Here is a 15,346-nt window from a genome sequence, read left to right on the forward strand (position 1 = left end):
CCGCCGGAGCTCCATCCACTGCCAGGGCGTTGGCCCGGCCATCAGCCCGATACCTAGAAAAACAGCATCAGCACGAAGGCCAGGCTCATACACAGCGAAGAAACCTGGTTCATGCGCATTGTGTGGTCGAAGTTGGCGGCAGCCGAGTCGTGCCAGACGGCCCAGGCCCAGCGCCCGAACAGCCACACCACCGGGCCGGTGGCCACCAGAAACAGGAGCAGGTGCGTTGACTCGTGGCGGCGCAGGTAGGTGTAGGCCAGCAGTCCGGCTCCGGCCGCCAGGGCCAGCCCGGCAAACACAAACGTGCCCCGGATGCCCAGGCGCAAGCTCAGTGTCCGGTCGCCGCGGCGGGCGTCCTCGGCGTGCTGGTACACCTGGGTGAGGGGGTAGGAGCCGCACAGAAACAGGCTGCTCACCAGGGCCAGCAGCAGGTTGTCGGGGGCCAGCAGTTGGCCGGTGGTGGCGCCTACGCCCACCTGGGTCATCAGAAACGTGTAGGCTCCCTGAAACACCACCACCACGGCCGTGCTCAGCAGCGGATACTTTTTGAGGCGGATGCCCTCGTAGCTATAGGCCTTCGATACCAGCAGGTACACCGCCACCAGCCCCGCAAAGGCCGGGCTCAGCAGCCAGGCGCCTGCCACCGCCAGCGCGTCGAACAGCCACACCAGATGCAGCAGCTCGGGCGACACTTTCGGGGGCGTGCGCAGGCCGCCGATGCTGCCTTCGTCGCGGTCGTAGTAACTGTTGTAGCCATTGGAAGCGGGGTAGGCCAGCAGGTGCAGGACCACAAACACGCCCGCCGCCCGCCACGGGCTAAACGACCCTGGCAACGCGCTTAGTCCGAACCAGAACACCGGCATCAGGTATACCGAAAATGGTATCCGTAGTAGCGGCAGGGCCTTTTTGTACTTGGTAATTGTCAATTGATAAGGCCGGTGAAGTAAGAGCGAAAGGCGAAGTTACGGGAGTTGAGAAAGAACGTCATTCAGAGCATGCGGCACTATGCGTCACATGCTCTGAATGACGTTTTTACCACTCTCCTCCCTTTCTGTCCGGGGCACACCAATCAAATACGTTACCTGGGGCCCCCACCAGTGGCGCACTTTGCCAGCCTGCCAGCTAAAGCTGCCGGTTGGGTCGGCACGGTGGGCCAGGGCCAGCAGCTGCGCGGGCGGATACATGCGCAGAATGCTCACGCAGCCGTCCCAGATGGTAAAGAGCGGAATCAGAGGCACCACATAAGTGAAAAACAGCCGGCCGAGGCGGAATGGCCGGATGAAGGGCGTGATGAGCAACTGGGCTACCGGCAGCACCGTGAGGGCCAGCAGCAGCTCCAGCCAGTGCTTGCCCGCGCCCTCAAACACCCCAATGCCCGTGCGCTGCCGCACGGCATCGGCCAGCAGGGCCTCGGCGGCAGCGGGCGGGAAGTGGTGGAAAGCCGAAAAAATAGTGCGGAAGCCCGGTAGCCCGGCCGGCACGGCCAACGCGTTTACCGGGGCCGGCTCGAATTCCAGGCCGGGGGTACTGGCTTGCAGCGGCTGCCAGGCGGCGGGCTGGGGGTAGAGGTCGGTGAGGCAGACGCGGGCCTCGGGCAGGCCGCCCGCCCGCAGGTCGCGCAGTACGCCGGCCGTGCCGCCGCCCGCCCCGGCACCCAACTCCAGCACCCGCGTCTGGTCGGTGTGGCGCAGGGCTGCCAGCAGCAGGGGCACAATGGGCGAGTAAGTGCCTAGGGCCGAAATCATGAACCGCAGGTAATCCATCATCCCGGCCCGAATCACTTTCGGAAACCAGGGTAAATCCTCGAACTCGAACAGGTGCAGGCGCAGCTTCATGCCGTGGGCTTACGGGCAGAACGGACCTTGCGTTGGCGGGCCCGGCCGAAACAGGCAGCGGGTTAGCGGGTCCGTTGCGAGGGGGCGGCCACGTGCCGGGCAGGACCATAGAGCCAAAGCACACCTAGCACTGCCGCAATACCGTAAGGCAGCGAAAACGGCAGCAGCTCGGCCACCGAGTTCATAGGGATAAGACCGAGCAGGACTTGGTTGGCCAGCAGGAAAAACAGGATGATGCCCGTCAGGGCCACCGTGCGGCGCGGCCAGTCGGCCTGCAGGCGGCTCATGAGCACGAAGAAAGGCACCACTAGCGGCACAATGGCCAGCGACGTCAGCGCCGCCGTCAGGCCGACCATCAGGGCAATCGGGTAATCCTCGAGCCGCTCGTAGGCAAAATCCAGCGTTAGCCACAGGGTGCCCCCGATGTTGCTCAGCAGCCACAGAATAAGCGTGCGGATAATAGTGGAGTAGTTGGACGGAGTGTAAGCGTAGGTCATAAGGGTAGGCGGTTAGGGAAATGAGAAGGAAATAAATATGGCCGGGAGTGGGGCGAACCACGCCCCGGCAGTGGGGCAATCGATGCAAGAACTTACGCCCCAAAAGTTCCCTTTGGATTGATTTAAAGCAGTTTTTTGATGGGAAAACCTCGTGTCAAAATGGGCCAGCTGCCAGTAGCCCACAGCGTGGTGGCAGCACGGTTTCGGTTGCATTTGGCAACCTCTTGTCCGCCGCCGATAACTCATTTTGGGACGGGTTCGACCACCTGACTGCGGGCTGCGGGGCCTGCGGCCTCCGGCAAAACCACTCGGCTGGAGGCGAGGCCCTGACAAAAAAGAAGCGACAGTGCTTGGGAAACCGGCGAAATATTGTTTGCTTTGTAGTGCAAAGTTCTTTCTGAAAATATGGCCCAGCCTACTCCCGACCCGCTCGCCCAACTCACCGAGATTCGCGCCATCATGGAGCGGTCGTCGCGCTTTATTTCCCTGAGCGGACTGGCCGGGGTAGGGGCGGGGCTGGTGGCGCTGGCCGGGGCCGGATTCGGCCATTGGTACCTGAACGGGCTGTATCCGTATGCCGGCTACCTGGGGCTGCTGGAAAGCTCGGCCGCCGAGCGGCGGGCAGTGCTGCCGTTTCTGCTGGGGCTGGCAGCGGTAATCGTGGTGTTGGCGCTGCTGGTGGCCACGTTCTTTACGTTGCGCCGGGCGCGCCGCAACGGGCAGCCGCTCTGGAGCGCGCTGGGCCGGCGGCTGGCCATCAGCCTGGCCATTCCGCTGGTGGCGGGCGGACTGTTCTGCATTGCGCTGTACCTGGATGGCGCGGTGGCGCTGGTGGTGCCGGGCATGCTGCTGTTCTACGGCCTGGCCCTGCTCAACGCCAGCAAGTACACCCTCGACGAAATCCGCTGGCTGGGCCTCACCCAAATCGGCCTCGGGTTGGTTGCCATGTTGATTCCCGGCCTGGGCCTGCTGTTCTTTGCACTCGGTTTCGGCCTGGGCCACATCGGCTACGGGTTGCTGATGTACAACCGCTACGAGCGGTGAGGTGGTGATTTGGTGATTTGGTGAGTTTGACGTTCAACAGTCCTACTTGCGCCAAATGCACCGTTAGCACCATTCGCGCCATCAGGACCCCTCGAACATCAAAATCACCAAATCACCACCTCACCAAATCACCACTTTGAAGCACCTGATTCACACGCTTAATAAGGCTTTCGACAACCGGGTGCGGTTGGGCGTGATGGCGGTGCTCATGGCCAACGAGGTAGTTAGCTTCACCGAGCTCAAGGAGGCCCTCGACCTGACCGACGGCAACCTGGCCAGCCACGTCGCGGCCCTCGAGAAGGTCGGCTACGTGAGCGTCAGCAAGCAATTCGTTGGCAAGAAGCCCAACACCACGTACTCGGCTTCCAAGGAAGGTAAGACGGCTTTCCAGGAGCATCTGGAGGTGCTGGAAAAACTGTTGCGCGGATAGTGGCCCTCTTTTTTTGCCTTTAAACTTTGAAATACAAAGTTCTTTTAAAAAATATATGACGACATTCACTTCCCCGGCAGCCTCGGCGCCGGCCTTCCCGCCCGCGGTTGCTGCCCGCCGGATTCCGCTGCCGCTCACGGCCCTCCAGAAACTGCTGCTGCCCCTGGGCGCGGTGCTCTTCGACGTGCTGTTCTACCGGCAGGGGGTGGGGCTGAATCTGGCCCTGTACACGCTGTTTGTGGTGGCAGCTACGCTGGTGGGCCTGCCCCGACACGCGGCAGTCTGGCGCTCGGGCTACTTCCGGCTGCTGCTGGCCGGTACAATGTTGAGCGCGGGCGCCGTGCTGTGGTATGGCTCGGGAGCCGCCTGGCTGGCCTGCGTGGCCTCGCTCGTCATGCTGCTGGGCCTCGTCAATCAGCCCCACCTGCGGCTGCTGGCCTTCGCGTTGCTCACGGCGCTGGGCGCGGCCGCGCGGGTGCTGCCGGGGCTGCTGCCCTACCTGCGGCTACCCCAGGCCGGAGCGGGCCGCTGGGGGAGCACGCGCTTTTACGGCCGTTTGCTGCTGGCGCCGCTGGCGGTGCTGGTCGTTTTCCACTTCCTGTTCGTGCTGGCCAACCCGCGCTATGCTGCCCTGGCCGGGCAGGTATTCGAGCGGCTGGGCGACTGGCTGCTGGCGCTGCTACCCGCTATTTCCATCCCGCACCTGCTGTTTTTTCTGGTCGGACTCGCACTTACGGCCGGGACGCTGGTCGTCGTGCCGCTGCACTTCTTCCAGGACCGGGAGTCGCGGCTGGGCGAATTTGTGCGGCGGCAGCGCGACCGGGTGGCCTCACTGGGCGTGCGCCGGCCCGATTTCCGGACCCTCAACCGCAAAGCCCTCGATTTACGCAAGGAATACCTGGCGGCCCTGGCCGTATTCGGCCTTGTGAACGGACTGCTGCTGGTCGTCAACGTCATTGATATCCGCTGGATCTGGTCTGGCTTCGTGCCGGCCCCCGGCTTCGACCTGACCCAGTTCGTGCACGAAGGCACCTACGTGCTCATTTTCAGCATTCTGGTGGCCATGGGCATTGTGCTGTGGTTTTTCCGGCGCAACCTCAACTTCTACCAGCCCGGCCTGGTGGCCCTGCGCTGGGGTGCTACCGTCTGGGTGGTGCAGAACGCGGTGTTGGTGGTGTCGGTGGGGCTGCGCAACTACTACTACATCCAGTACACGGGCCTGGCCTACAAGCGCATAGGGGTGTACGGGTTTCTGCTGCTGACTTTCTTCGGCTTGGTTACCGTGCTGCTTAAAATCTGGCAGCGCCGCTCGGCCTTTGCGCTGGTGCGCCTCAACTCGCTGGCCGCCTACGGGCTGCTGCTGCTGCTGGCGCTGGGCAACTGGGAAATCTGGATTGGCCGCTACAACCTCAACGCCCGCTTCCAAACCCTCGACCTGGGCTTCCTGCTCGAAATGCCCGCCCGGGTGCTGCCCGAGCTGGCCGCCCGCCAGCAGGTACTCGACGGCATGAGCCGCATCATTATCAGCCCACCCGGCTCCTACACCGCAGAAACGGCCCCACCTACCGAAGCCCGCGCCCTCCTTCAGCGCCGCCTTGCCAACTGGCGGCTGAACTATCCGCGCCAGCGCACCTGGCAAAGCTGGACCGCCGCCGAATCGGCGGCGTTTGCTGAGGCCTCAAAGTAGCACCCCCTCTCCCGGAGGATGTCGCGCATCGAGCGAGGTGGGGCGGGGGTGGGGTGCGCCGTCTGAACGAAGCTCAACGAAAATCATATCGAACCGCTAACAGCTCAAAACCATGAATTTCTTCCTCTCTTTCCTGGGCCTGTTCTGGTGCGTGGGCAGCATTGTGGTGCTGGCCACGCTGCTCACCTGGCACGAGCGGGCCGCCACACCGCCCGAGCGGAGCCGCCGGCTGCTGGCTGTGGTGCTGCCCGCGGCGGCTCTGCTGCTGGGTTCCGTCCTCTGGGCGCTGTTGCATGTAATGCTGCTCTGGGGCCCGGGCGCGGCGGCCGTAGCGGTGCGGTAAATGGTTATGCACTCGACTATTGCCACCTCTCCCGGCCGCTGCTTGGCGGTGCTGCTGGCCACTTGTGCCTTACTCTGGACCGTCTGGCAGCTACCCGGCTGGTACCGCCTGGGCTCCACCGACGCGGCCGGCCTCGCTATGCTGGTGCGGCTGTGGCAGCAGCCGTTGCTGGTGGCCCTGCTGCTGGCCGCGGCCAATGCCGGGGTGCTGTACCGGGCCACGCTGCCGCTGGCGCTGCCCGATACGCCGGCCTCGTTGCTCGACCGGCCCCGCTACCAGGCCGATTTCGTGTTCTGGCTCTGCGTGGTTTTTCATCTGGGCACCCTACTGTTTCTGCTGCTGTTTGGCGCCGGCTGGCTGCACCTCAATCCGCTGCCATGAAACCGACCGAATCGTATCCGACGCAGCTACGCCGGTTTTTGTGCCAGGTGCTGCTGCCGGCCGTGCCACGTCCGGTAGGGTGGGCGCTGGGCCTGATTGGTTTTAGCGCCCTCAATCTGCTGTTTGTCGAGGAGCTATGGCCGCATTTTCCGCAGGCTGAAAAGTGGTTTGGGCTTTTGCTGGTGTCCGGCCTGGGAACCCTGCCGTGGCTGGCCGCTGCCACCGCCGGGCGGGTGCAACGGCGGATGCGGGGTTTGTGGTGGCGGGGGATTTGGCAACTGGCCACCATCGGCACCTATGTGGTAGCGGTGTTACTGTCGATGCTGCTTTTCGTTGGGTTTCTGCTTTTGCTGGCAAACAATCAATGGTAGCCGCAACCGCATAATTTTGCTAGCTTATGGCGCAACTTCCGGTAACGTCACCGGCCACTAACTCACCCCTCATGGCCCGCACCTCCCTCCTGATTCTGCTTGTTGTGGCCCTGCTGTTCGAGCTGCTGCTGACCGCGGGCGGCTTCTTTGCCCCCGACATGCTACTGGAAAAATTCGGAGCCGGCGTTACGGCCGACACCCGGTTTCTGGCGTTCGTGGTGGCCTGGTTGCTGCTATTCGTGAGTCTGGCCATCGTACTGGCCCTCGTGTGGGTGGGGCGGCGCCATGCGGGCTACCCGGCTTTATGCTACCTGCTGGGCTTCTGGTGGATGGGTATCGGGCTGGGCCTGTACCTGGTATATGGCCGCTTCGATAACCTGTTGCTCGACGGGCTGAAAGGTCTGCTGCTGGTGCTGGCTACCTGGGCCACCCGCCGGGCGGAGGCCAATCGGCTAACAGGGAGTTAGCCTGCCGCATCAGCCTGCCAACTGCCTCCCGGCAGCAAGTCGCGGTTGACGTACCAGGCCGAGGCCAGCGCCGCGAGTAGCCAGGGAAACGCGCAAACGGAAAATATGCGGACGACACCCAGTACTATATCGGATTGGCTCGTTAGGTACTGCCAGTAACTCAGGCGATGCGCAGGCCCCTCCAGCCACATATACAGTGAAAAAAGGCCGGCCGCAACGGCAGCGTAGCTGATAAAGACCACCAAGGTGCCGATAAGCAGCGTAGCAGCGCGTCCCCAGGGGGTAACTAGCTGACTTACTACATTAAATAATCGCCGCATGACTGGCTCCCGCAGGAAGGCGAATAGTAGCGCCGGTACTATCCCCACGACCAATAGCATGCCACTCATTTGAAGGAATAAGATGAAACCACGTTCTATTGACGTTTCCGGGCCAATGCCGGCAATCAAGCCGCCTACTACCAACGGCACCAGTACGGCCCCGCCGCCCACCGTGAGCGAGGTATGCTGTTTGGTGCGGGTTGCGGCGTCGTAGGCCATCGGAATGGGTGGAGTCAGCGGCATAGGCTAGGTATATTGGCGTGCGTGAGTCCGCCCTGTAGCACCTTGCGGTACGGGAGGGCGGCCCGGCAAACCAAGGTACACACCGTTGCTTTCTCGGCGGCCCGGCCGCAACTGGTATATTTGCGGCTCCGCTGCCGGCCTGTCCGGCGCTGCCTGCTACCCCGCGCCCTGCATGTCTGCTTCCCAAAGCCCTCAACCAACTGATTCTGCCGCTGCTGCCCGGCCCGGGCGGCGCTGGCCCAACCGCGTTTCCCGGCTCCTGTGGGCTGGTTTTGTGGTGGGGCTGGGCGTGTTTCTGCTCTACCCGATTCTGGTGAGCATGAACTTCATGTACCTGTTTGGTAAGTCGCCGAGCCTGGAAGAGCTGGAGAGCCCGCGCGTTGAGCAACCCTCGCAGGTGTTTACGGCCGATGGCGTGCTGCTGGGCCGTTACTTCCGCGAAAACCGCAGTCCGGTACCGCTCAGCAAAATGTCGCCCTGGCTGATTAAGGCGTTGGTGGCTACCGAAGATGCCCGCTTTCAGGACCACTCGGGCATCGACCCCATTGCCATTGGCCGGGCCGTGGCCGGCGTGGCCACCGGCGGCAGCGGGGGCGGGGGCTCTACCATCACCCAGCAGCTGGCCAAAAACCTGTACAAAACCCGCCGCAAGGAAAACACCGGCGCCCTGGGCCGGATACCGCTGCTGGGCACCGTCATCAGCAAAACCAAGGAGTGGCTGACGGCCGTGGAGCTGGAGCGGCGCTACACCAAAAACGAAATCCTGGCCCTGTACTTCAATACCGTCGAGTACGGCTCGCAGGCGTTTGGGGTGAAAGTAGCCGCCAAAACGTTCTACAGCACCTCGCCCGACTCGCTCACCGTCGAGCAGGCGGCCATGCTGGTGGGCATGCTCAACAACCCCACGGCCTTCAACCCCCAGTTCCATCCCGAAGCCGCCAAGCGCCGCCGCGACTTAGTGCTCACGCGCATGGGCCAGGCCGGCGTGCTGTCCGCCGATGAGGTTGTTGCCCAGCAGGCCACGCCCATCGTGCTCCAATACCAAGTCGAAAAGCACGTCGATGGGCCCGAAACCTACTACCGCAGCGCCATCGGCCAGCGAGCCAACGAGTGGTGCAAGGCCAACGGCTACGACCTGTACCGCGACGGCCTGAAGGTGTACACCACCATCGATTCGCGTATGCAGACTCACGCCGAAGAGTCGGTGGATAAGAAGATGAAGAGCCTGCAGCAGGCCTTCGACCGGTTCTGGCGCAACCGCGGCACCGACCCCTGGGTGGACGAAGACGGCAACGTGATTCCGAACTTCATCGAAACCCAGATTAAGCGCACTCAGCAGTACAAGCGACTGGCCCTGAAGTACAAAGACCAGCCCCAGCGCCTGGATTCGGCCTTGAACGCCAAGCGGCCCATGAAGGTGTTTACCTGGAAGGGCGACCGGGATACCACGCTGCTGCTCTCGCCGCTCGATTCGCTGGCCTATTACAAGCACTTCCTGCACGCCGGCCTGATGACCATGGACCCCTCCACGGGCCAGATCAAGGCCTGGGTGGGCGGCATCGACTACCGCTTTTTCCAGTATGACCACGTGAAGCAGGGCAAGCGCCAGGCCGGCTCCACCTTCAAGCCCTTCGTGTACCTGACGGCTCTCGACAACGGCTACGCCCCCTGCGACCGAATCCGGGACGAGCGCGTGACCATTAACTACGTGGAAAATGGCAAGCCCATGGAGTGGAAGCCCGACAACGTGACCCGCGAATACACCGGCATGAACATGACGCTGCGCTACGCCATGGCCCGCTCGGTGAACTCGGTTACGGCCCAGCTCACCGAGAAAGTCGGCTGGGACAACGTGGCCAAGTACGCCCACAAGGTGGGCATCAAAAGCAAGCTGCTGGGCGTGCCCAGCATCGGCCTGGGCTCGGGTGGTGATGTGAGCGTGTACGAAATGGTGAATGCCTACAGCACCTTCGTCAATCAGGGTTTCCGGCCCGAGCCCATGCTTATTACCCGCATCGAAGACCAGAACGGCAACGTGCTGGTGCAGTTCGACCCGCGCCAGAAGCGCGTGATTCCGGCCGAAACGGCCTGGCTGATGACGTACATGCTGCGCGGCGGCATGGAGGAGCCGGGCGGCACCTCGCAAGCACTCTGGGACTATGAGCTCTGGAAGAAAAACAACCAGATTGGTGGCAAAACCGGTACCACCAGCAACTACTCCGACGGCTGGTACATGGGTATTACCAAAGACCTGGTAACCGGCGTGTGGGTGGGCGGTGAAGACCGCAGCATCCACTTCGTGGGCTCGCAGCAGGGCGAGGGCGGCCGTACGGCGCTGCCCATCTTCGGTACCTACATGGAGAAGCTGTACCAGGACCCCGAGCTGGATATCAAAATGGGCCCCTTTCCGCAACCCACCGTCAAAATCAACAAGAAGTACAACTGCATCACCGCTGAACCCCGCCGCCGCCCCGAGCCCGTGGATAGCCTCGTGGTAGATGATTTACTGGAGAAGATAAACAGCGGCCTGGCCATCCCCGACAGCATCAAGCTGTAAGCTGCGAGTGTTGGCGGCGGGGGCGCAGCCCCCGCACCCCGGCCAGCAACCCCGCCGCTACCAGCGCCGACAGCAGCTGAAACCAACCGCGCCAGCCCATTGAGCCCCGGATTTCGCGGCTGGCCTCTACCGAGTTTCCCCAGGCAATAAAGGCATCGGCGATGGGCAGCTGCCCGAACAGGTAGCGTTTGCCAGCTGAGGTGGTAAGCGCCACCCCGAAGCCTTCAATGCTGTTGCGCAGGCCCACGGCCGTGGTGCTGTCGGCGTAGCACTGCATGGTGCGGCGGCCCACCAGCGAGGCCGCGCCACCCACGCCCCAAACCACCGGGCCCGAGTCAATATCGTCGGTTGGGGGCGCACCATGGGCGGCCTCGCGAATGCCCGGCAGGCCCAGGCGGGAGGTGAGGAAGTGGCGGCGGTAGTTCTGGAACTGCTGGCGGGCGAACGTGGAATCAACCTCCAGCAGAAAGTTGAGCAACTGGCTCTGAGAGGAGCCCCGGGCGTCTTCCCCGCTCTGGCCGTTGCTAGCCGCCGCACGATGCGGAATCAGCCCCCGCTGATCGAGGTGGCCCTTTACCTGTTGTACCCACTGCCGCAGCAGGGGCTGGTAGCGGGCCGGATACAGCCGGTCGTGCCCGGCCAGCGCGGCCACGCCCAGCACGCCATCGGCGGGCCAGGCCGCCCCGGCATACGATTCGAGGTAGGGCGAGGGGCTGGCGGCCAGTGCCCGGGCAATCAGGGCGCACTGCCGCCGGAACCGGCCCACATCGGCCGTGTCGCGGCGGTGGGCGGGCTGGGCGGCCAGGTAGCGCCCCAGCACGTAGGCCGACCAGCCCTGGTAAAAGGCGCCGTTGGGCAGCGGTAAATCGGGGTTGATAAACTGCGCGGAGCCATTCGGCGACTGGATTTCGCGCACCGCCCAACCCGCTTCCGCCAAGCCCTCCTCATACATCGGGGTCTGCGGGGCCAGATGTGGGAGCAGTTCCAGCCAGGCCAGCGCGTACAGCGCGTTCAGGTACACGAAGCCCTCGGGGTAGAGGCCCTGCATTTGCTGGCCGGCCCCGGCGTGCATGGGCCCGCGCAGAAACCGCAGCTGCGCCACCACATCGCGGTTGATGGGCTGGCCGTTTTCGGGGCTGAAATCGGGACGGTAGTACAGGCGGATGTTCAGGTAGCCAAGCGCCAGTAGCAGGCCCAGCAGAATTCCTTGGCCCAGGCGGCGCATCAGCGGCCCTACTTATCGTCGCCGTAGAACGACTCCAGGGCTGGTTTCAGGGTGGGGAATTCAAACTGGAAGCCCCGGCCCAGCACTTTTTCGGCACTCACCCGCTGCGAGGCCAGCACAATTTCGCTCATCTCGCCCATCATCAGCTTCAGGCCAAACTCGGGTACTTTGGGCAGCACCAGCGGCCGGTGTAGCACCTCGGCCAGGGTTTCGGTGAACTCCTTGTTGGTAACCGGGTTGGGCGCCACGGCATTGTACAGGCCACGCCACTGCTCGTCCTCAAGGGCCTTAATAAAGAGCCGGCACAGGTCGTCGAGGTGAATCCAGGACATGTACTGCTTGCCCGAACCCAGCGGGGCACCAGCCAGCAGCTTCACGGTGCGGGCCAGTGGCACCAGCGCCCCGCCCTCGGGGCTGAGCACGATGCCGATGCGCAGGATGGCCGTGCGGATGCCATCCTGCTCCACATACTCGGCTGCCTGTTCCCACTGCCGGCACACATTGGCCAGGAAATCGTCGGGGGCGGATGAGGTTTCCTCGGTCAGGAGCTGGTCGCCCTGGTCGCCATAAATACCGATGGCCGAAGCCGATACGAAGCCGCGCACGTGGTGGCCGGGTTTGCGCAGCTCCTGGGCCAGCAGCTGCGTGCCCGCCACCCGGCTCGACAGAATCTGCCGCTTGCGCTCCTGCGTCCACTTGCCATCCGATACGCTGCTGCCGGCCAGGTTGATGATGAAGTCGGCGTAGGGCACGGCTGCCTCGTCGATGGTGCCGGCCAGCGGGTCCCAGCGGAAGCTGAAGTAGCGGTTGTTGCCGGGCGTACGGCTCAGCAAGGCCACCTCGTAACCGCCATCAATCAGCATTTCGGCTAGCCGGGTGCCAATCATGCCGGTACCTCCCGTTATCAGAACCTTACGCGACATATCTTTTTAAGCTTCTAGCTATCAGCTATTAGCCGTTAGCTTATATTTTGGAGTGAAAAATCGGAATCGAAACGGCAAGCTACTACCGAACCGCGTATCGTCAGACAACCGCCAACAGCTTCACTTGCCAATCAGGCGCAGAAACTCCTGGCGTAGGGCAGCATCCTGACCGAAGGCGCCACCGTATTCGGCCGTGAGCGTGCTGCTGCTCGTGTCGTTTACTCCCCGGCTCATCACGCACAGGTGGTCGGCCTCAATAAGTACGGCCACGTCGTCGGTGCCCAGGCTCTGCTTAAGCTCCTCGGCAATCTGGCGCGTCAGGCGTTCCTGCACCTGGGGGCGGCGGGCAAAGTACTGCACCACCCGGTTCAGCTTGCTCAGGCCTACCACGTTCTCGCCGGGCAGGTAAGCCACGTGGGCTTTGCCAATAATAGGCACGAAATGATGCTCGCAGCATGAGAACAGCGTGATGTCGCGTTCCACCAGCATCTGCCGGTACTGGTAGCGGTTTTCAAACAGGCGCACCTCGGGGCGGTAGGCCGGGTTGAGGCCCCGGAACCACTCCTGCACGTACATTTTGGCCACCCGCCGGGGCGTGCCAGCCAGACTGTCGTCGGTCAGGTCGAGGCCCAGCACCTGCATAATTTCGCGAAAATGGCCGGATATGGCTTCAATCTTGGCGTCTTCGCTTAACTCAAAAGCGTCGGCTCGCAGGGGCGTACGCAGGTCGGGGGGAAGTTGGGTGTCGGTGGCGGCGGCGGCGGGGCCGCCAGCCACTGCTGCCGACAGCGGCAGGTTATCCATGGTATTCTACAAAGTTGCGTTCGGTCTCGTACAGCGTAACCGATAAAGCTAACTGCGGCGCCAGGTGGGGCCGCAGCCGGTTCCAACTTACTACCGCAATGTTTTCGGCTGTTGGGTTGAGGTTGCGGAACTCGGCCACATCGAGGTTCAGATTCCGATGGTCAAAGGTATCGAGAATCTCCCGTTTGATGAGGTCACTCAGCTTCTTCATATCGTACACGTAGCCCGTTTCCGGATCAATTTCCCCCGTCAGGCGCACGATGAGCTGGTAATTGTGGCCGTGGTAGTTGGGGTTGTTGCACTTGTCGAACACCTGTTGGTTACGCTCGTCGGACCAGGCCGGATTGTGCAGGCGGTGGGCGGCGTTGAAGTGCTCTTGTCGGCAGATAGTTATGGTCATAGTCAGCACGCAACCTGTTGCAGGTGGCTTTTGTTCAGTGCACCTGCTCAGGAAATAAGTTTGGCATATAAGCAAGTTGCTATATGAAGTTTCCTTTAAAAGTCTAATTTCCTGAAAAAAAACAATCCGGAGTATAGTAACATGCAGGTAGGGTAGTTAAATTTGGTCAGTCGGAAAGCCATTATCTGGCCTTATTGCCGTCGCGCAAGCTTTTCTTTTTCAATCTATTGCTCTCCTTATGAAACGAAGCGTACTTTTTCCGCTGCTGCTGGTGCTGGTATCGTCGGTAGCCGGCTTCGCACAGACCTCCCCGGTAGACGAAACCGAAATGGCCATTAAAGGCATCCCGCGCAAAGGCCAGCGGATTTCCATGCAGCTCGACAGCAAGCGGGTAGAAGAGTCGTGGAAGAAGCAGCTCGACTCGCAGTTCGGCAACAAAGTAAAGTCCGATAAGGGTATTTACACAATGGACGGGGTGGTCATCGACGCTCTTTCTAAAACGCCGGTGCGCGTTATCAGCAAGGTGGATGCTGTGCCTACGGGCACCACCATCTGGTGGTCGATTGACTTGGGCAACGCTTACCTGAGCAAAGATGCCACGCCCGTAGAATGGAAGTCAGCTGAAGGCTATCTGAAGGACTTCTCCGTTAAGCTCTACCGCGAAGACATGGCCGTGCAGGTGATGGCCGCCGAAAAATCACTGCAGCAGGCCCAGGACCAGCACATTGCGGTTATTGCCAAGGCCGATGCCTTCAAGCGGGATATCGAAAAAAACAAGCAGAAGAAAGTGGAGATTCAGCAGCAGCTGGCCCAGAATGGCGCCGAGCTGCAGCAGCTCAACAATCAGGTTGATACGAACCTGAAGGAGCAGGAAGGTGCCCGCGCCGACATCGTTAACATGCGTGTTGCGCTGGAGGCCGTAAAAGAGCGCCTCAACAAAATTCAGTAGGCGCTCCGGTTAAGCCGCCCTTTCGGCTGCAACTCCTTGTACGAGCTAGCAAAGCGCCCCGTCGGCTAAACCGGCGGGGCGCTTTTTTGTGCCCGCTAGTTGCCCGCTTACCTCATCCATTGCCGAACCAGCAGGCTGGCGGCCTTCTCATCTTTCCAGCCAACGATGCGCGTGTTGGGGGCGCGGTGGCGGAACCACAGGTCGAGGAAGGGCCGCACGCCGGGATACACCCGTCTGAGGCTGGCCCAATCGGTGGCCTGGGGCAGAATGCGCTGGCTGGGCCGTGCCGGCACGGCTACTACCACCGGGCGTAGGAGCCCGTCTACATCGAGCATGAGCAGGGCGATGGGCAGCACTTCGAGCACGGTGCCGGCGGGTTGGCTTTCGGCCAGCAGCAGGGCGGGCAATGGCTGGCCCGGCTGGCCCTGGGCCTCATCGGGTGGGCTGGTGCCGGGCACGAAACCCAGGTTGCCGGGCGCGGGCAGAAACTCGACCACGGCCTCCAGCCCCGCCAGCCTCAACGGCTCAAATGCATTGGTTGTGGGGTTGTACCGCTGCTCGTGGTTGGTGCCGGCCGGCGTTTCTACTACCAGCTGCAGCAACTTGCGCTCGACCGAAAACGTGGGCAAATCGGCGTGGCGCGGGCCGCAGCCAGCCAGTAGCAGGCAGAAAATGGAGAGGCATCGGCGCATGGCGGCAAAGTACTGGCAAAAGGGCGCAACCGCAACCAGATAGGTCAAAGGGGGCGAATTACTGCGCCAAAAGCAACTGTCGGTACCGGAAATTACAGCCAGAAGGGCACCCATATTAGCCCGCAGAACAACAACGCCCGGCCGCGTAATGCGGACCGGGCGTCGGCGGGGGGTAAGC

Annotated in this window: 18 protein-coding genes; 9 read left to right on the forward strand and 9 right to left on the reverse strand. The window is 62.4% G+C overall.

Annotation, left to right across the window (positions count from 1 at the left end):
* Positions 1-53: 53 nt before the first annotated feature.
* The 3 genes from BLW21_RS07205 to BLW21_RS07215 all read right to left on the reverse strand — a co-directional run bounded on the left by BLW21_RS07205 (position 54) and on the right by BLW21_RS07215 (position 2,332).
* The gene (locus tag BLW21_RS07205; protein ID WP_092738781.1) at positions 54-926 is read right to left on the reverse strand and encodes a UbiA family prenyltransferase; all 873 of its coding nucleotides are present in this window, start codon (positions 924-926) and stop codon (positions 54-56) included.
* An 84-nt stretch (positions 927-1,010) separates the two neighbouring features.
* On the reverse strand, positions 1,011-1,835 hold the full coding sequence (locus BLW21_RS07210) for a hypothetical protein (RefSeq protein WP_092738782.1): 825 nt from the start codon (positions 1,833-1,835) through the stop codon (positions 1,011-1,013).
* Positions 1,836-1,897: 62 nt separating this feature from the next.
* Complete coding sequence (locus tag BLW21_RS07215) at positions 1,898-2,332, reverse strand: hypothetical protein (protein WP_092738783.1); 435 nt, start codon at positions 2,330-2,332, stop codon at positions 1,898-1,900.
* Positions 2,333-2,737: 405 nt separating this feature from the next.
* On the opposite strand from BLW21_RS07215, the gene BLW21_RS07220 reads away from it, so the two are divergent.
* From BLW21_RS07220 to BLW21_RS07250, 7 genes are all read left to right on the forward strand, one after another.
* A complete protein-coding gene (locus BLW21_RS07220; RefSeq protein WP_092738784.1) occupies positions 2,738-3,376 on the forward strand; it encodes a hypothetical protein in 639 nt (212 codons plus the stop codon).
* Positions 3,377-3,512: 136 nt separating this feature from the next.
* Positions 3,513-3,806, forward strand: coding sequence for a winged helix-turn-helix domain-containing protein (locus BLW21_RS07225; RefSeq protein WP_092738785.1), 294 nt, complete (start codon positions 3,513-3,515; stop codon positions 3,804-3,806).
* A gap of 55 nt (positions 3,807-3,861) precedes the next feature.
* A complete protein-coding gene (locus BLW21_RS07230) occupies positions 3,862-5,493 on the forward strand; it encodes a DUF4153 domain-containing protein (protein ID WP_092738786.1) in 1,632 nt (543 codons plus the stop codon).
* Positions 5,494-5,605: 112 nt separating this feature from the next.
* Entirely contained in the window at positions 5,606-5,836 is a 231-nt protein-coding gene (locus tag BLW21_RS07235) for a hypothetical protein (protein WP_092738787.1), read from the forward strand.
* Positions 5,837-5,842: 6 nt separating this feature from the next.
* A complete protein-coding gene (locus BLW21_RS07240) occupies positions 5,843-6,217 on the forward strand; it encodes a hypothetical protein (RefSeq protein WP_139255118.1) in 375 nt (124 codons plus the stop codon).
* The gene (locus BLW21_RS07245; RefSeq protein WP_092738789.1) at positions 6,214-6,588 is read left to right on the forward strand and encodes a hypothetical protein; all 375 of its coding nucleotides are present in this window, start codon (positions 6,214-6,216) and stop codon (positions 6,586-6,588) included. The genes BLW21_RS07240 and BLW21_RS07245 overlap by 4 nt, the downstream gene beginning before the upstream one ends.
* A 71-nt stretch (positions 6,589-6,659) precedes the next feature.
* Positions 6,660-7,055: a hypothetical protein gene (locus BLW21_RS07250; RefSeq protein WP_092738790.1), complete on the forward strand. Its 396-nt coding sequence runs from the start codon at positions 6,660-6,662 to the stop codon at positions 7,053-7,055.
* Here BLW21_RS07250 and BLW21_RS07255 read toward each other — a convergent pair.
* A complete protein-coding gene (locus BLW21_RS07255) occupies positions 7,052-7,618 on the reverse strand; it encodes a hypothetical protein (protein WP_139255119.1) in 567 nt (188 codons plus the stop codon). The genes BLW21_RS07250 and BLW21_RS07255 overlap by 4 nt on opposite strands.
* A gap of 172 nt (positions 7,619-7,790) precedes the next feature.
* Here BLW21_RS07255 and BLW21_RS07260 point away from each other — a divergent pair, with 172 nt between their 5' ends.
* Entirely contained in the window at positions 7,791-10,175 is a 2,385-nt protein-coding gene (locus BLW21_RS07260; RefSeq protein WP_245711835.1) for a transglycosylase domain-containing protein, read from the forward strand.
* Here the strand turns inward: BLW21_RS07260 and BLW21_RS07265 are convergent.
* The 4 genes from BLW21_RS07265 to BLW21_RS07280 form a co-directional block, all read right to left on the reverse strand.
* Entirely contained in the window at positions 10,165-11,400 is a 1,236-nt protein-coding gene (locus BLW21_RS07265) for a hypothetical protein (protein WP_092738793.1), read from the reverse strand. The two genes, BLW21_RS07260 and BLW21_RS07265, sit on opposite strands and share 11 nt — an antisense overlap.
* 8 nt (positions 11,401-11,408) lie before the next feature.
* Positions 11,409-12,323, reverse strand: coding sequence for a TIGR01777 family oxidoreductase (locus BLW21_RS07270; RefSeq protein ID WP_092738794.1), 915 nt, complete (start codon positions 12,321-12,323; stop codon positions 11,409-11,411).
* Positions 12,324-12,443: 120 nt separating this feature from the next.
* Complete coding sequence (gene folE, locus BLW21_RS07275; RefSeq protein WP_175470891.1) at positions 12,444-13,127, reverse strand: GTP cyclohydrolase I FolE; 684 nt, start codon at positions 13,125-13,127, stop codon at positions 12,444-12,446.
* Positions 13,120-13,527: a 6-pyruvoyl trahydropterin synthase family protein gene (locus tag BLW21_RS07280; protein ID WP_092738795.1), complete on the reverse strand. Its 408-nt coding sequence runs from the start codon at positions 13,525-13,527 to the stop codon at positions 13,120-13,122. The genes folE and BLW21_RS07280 overlap by 8 nt, the downstream gene beginning before the upstream one ends.
* 238 nt (positions 13,528-13,765) lie before the next feature.
* Here BLW21_RS07280 and BLW21_RS07285 point away from each other — a divergent pair, with 238 nt between their 5' ends.
* On the forward strand, positions 13,766-14,476 hold the full coding sequence (locus tag BLW21_RS07285) for a hypothetical protein (protein ID WP_092738796.1): 711 nt from the start codon (positions 13,766-13,768) through the stop codon (positions 14,474-14,476).
* A gap of 107 nt (positions 14,477-14,583) precedes the next feature.
* Here BLW21_RS07285 and BLW21_RS07290 read toward each other — a convergent pair whose 3' ends face one another.
* The gene (locus BLW21_RS07290) at positions 14,584-15,168 is read right to left on the reverse strand and encodes an inorganic diphosphatase (protein WP_175470892.1); all 585 of its coding nucleotides are present in this window, start codon (positions 15,166-15,168) and stop codon (positions 14,584-14,586) included.
* Positions 15,169-15,346: the final 178 nt, after the last annotated feature.

The sequence above is a fragment of the Hymenobacter psychrophilus genome (assembly GCF_900107135.1).
Taxonomy (GTDB): Bacteria; Bacteroidota; Bacteroidia; order Cytophagales; family Hymenobacteraceae; genus Hymenobacter; species Hymenobacter psychrophilus.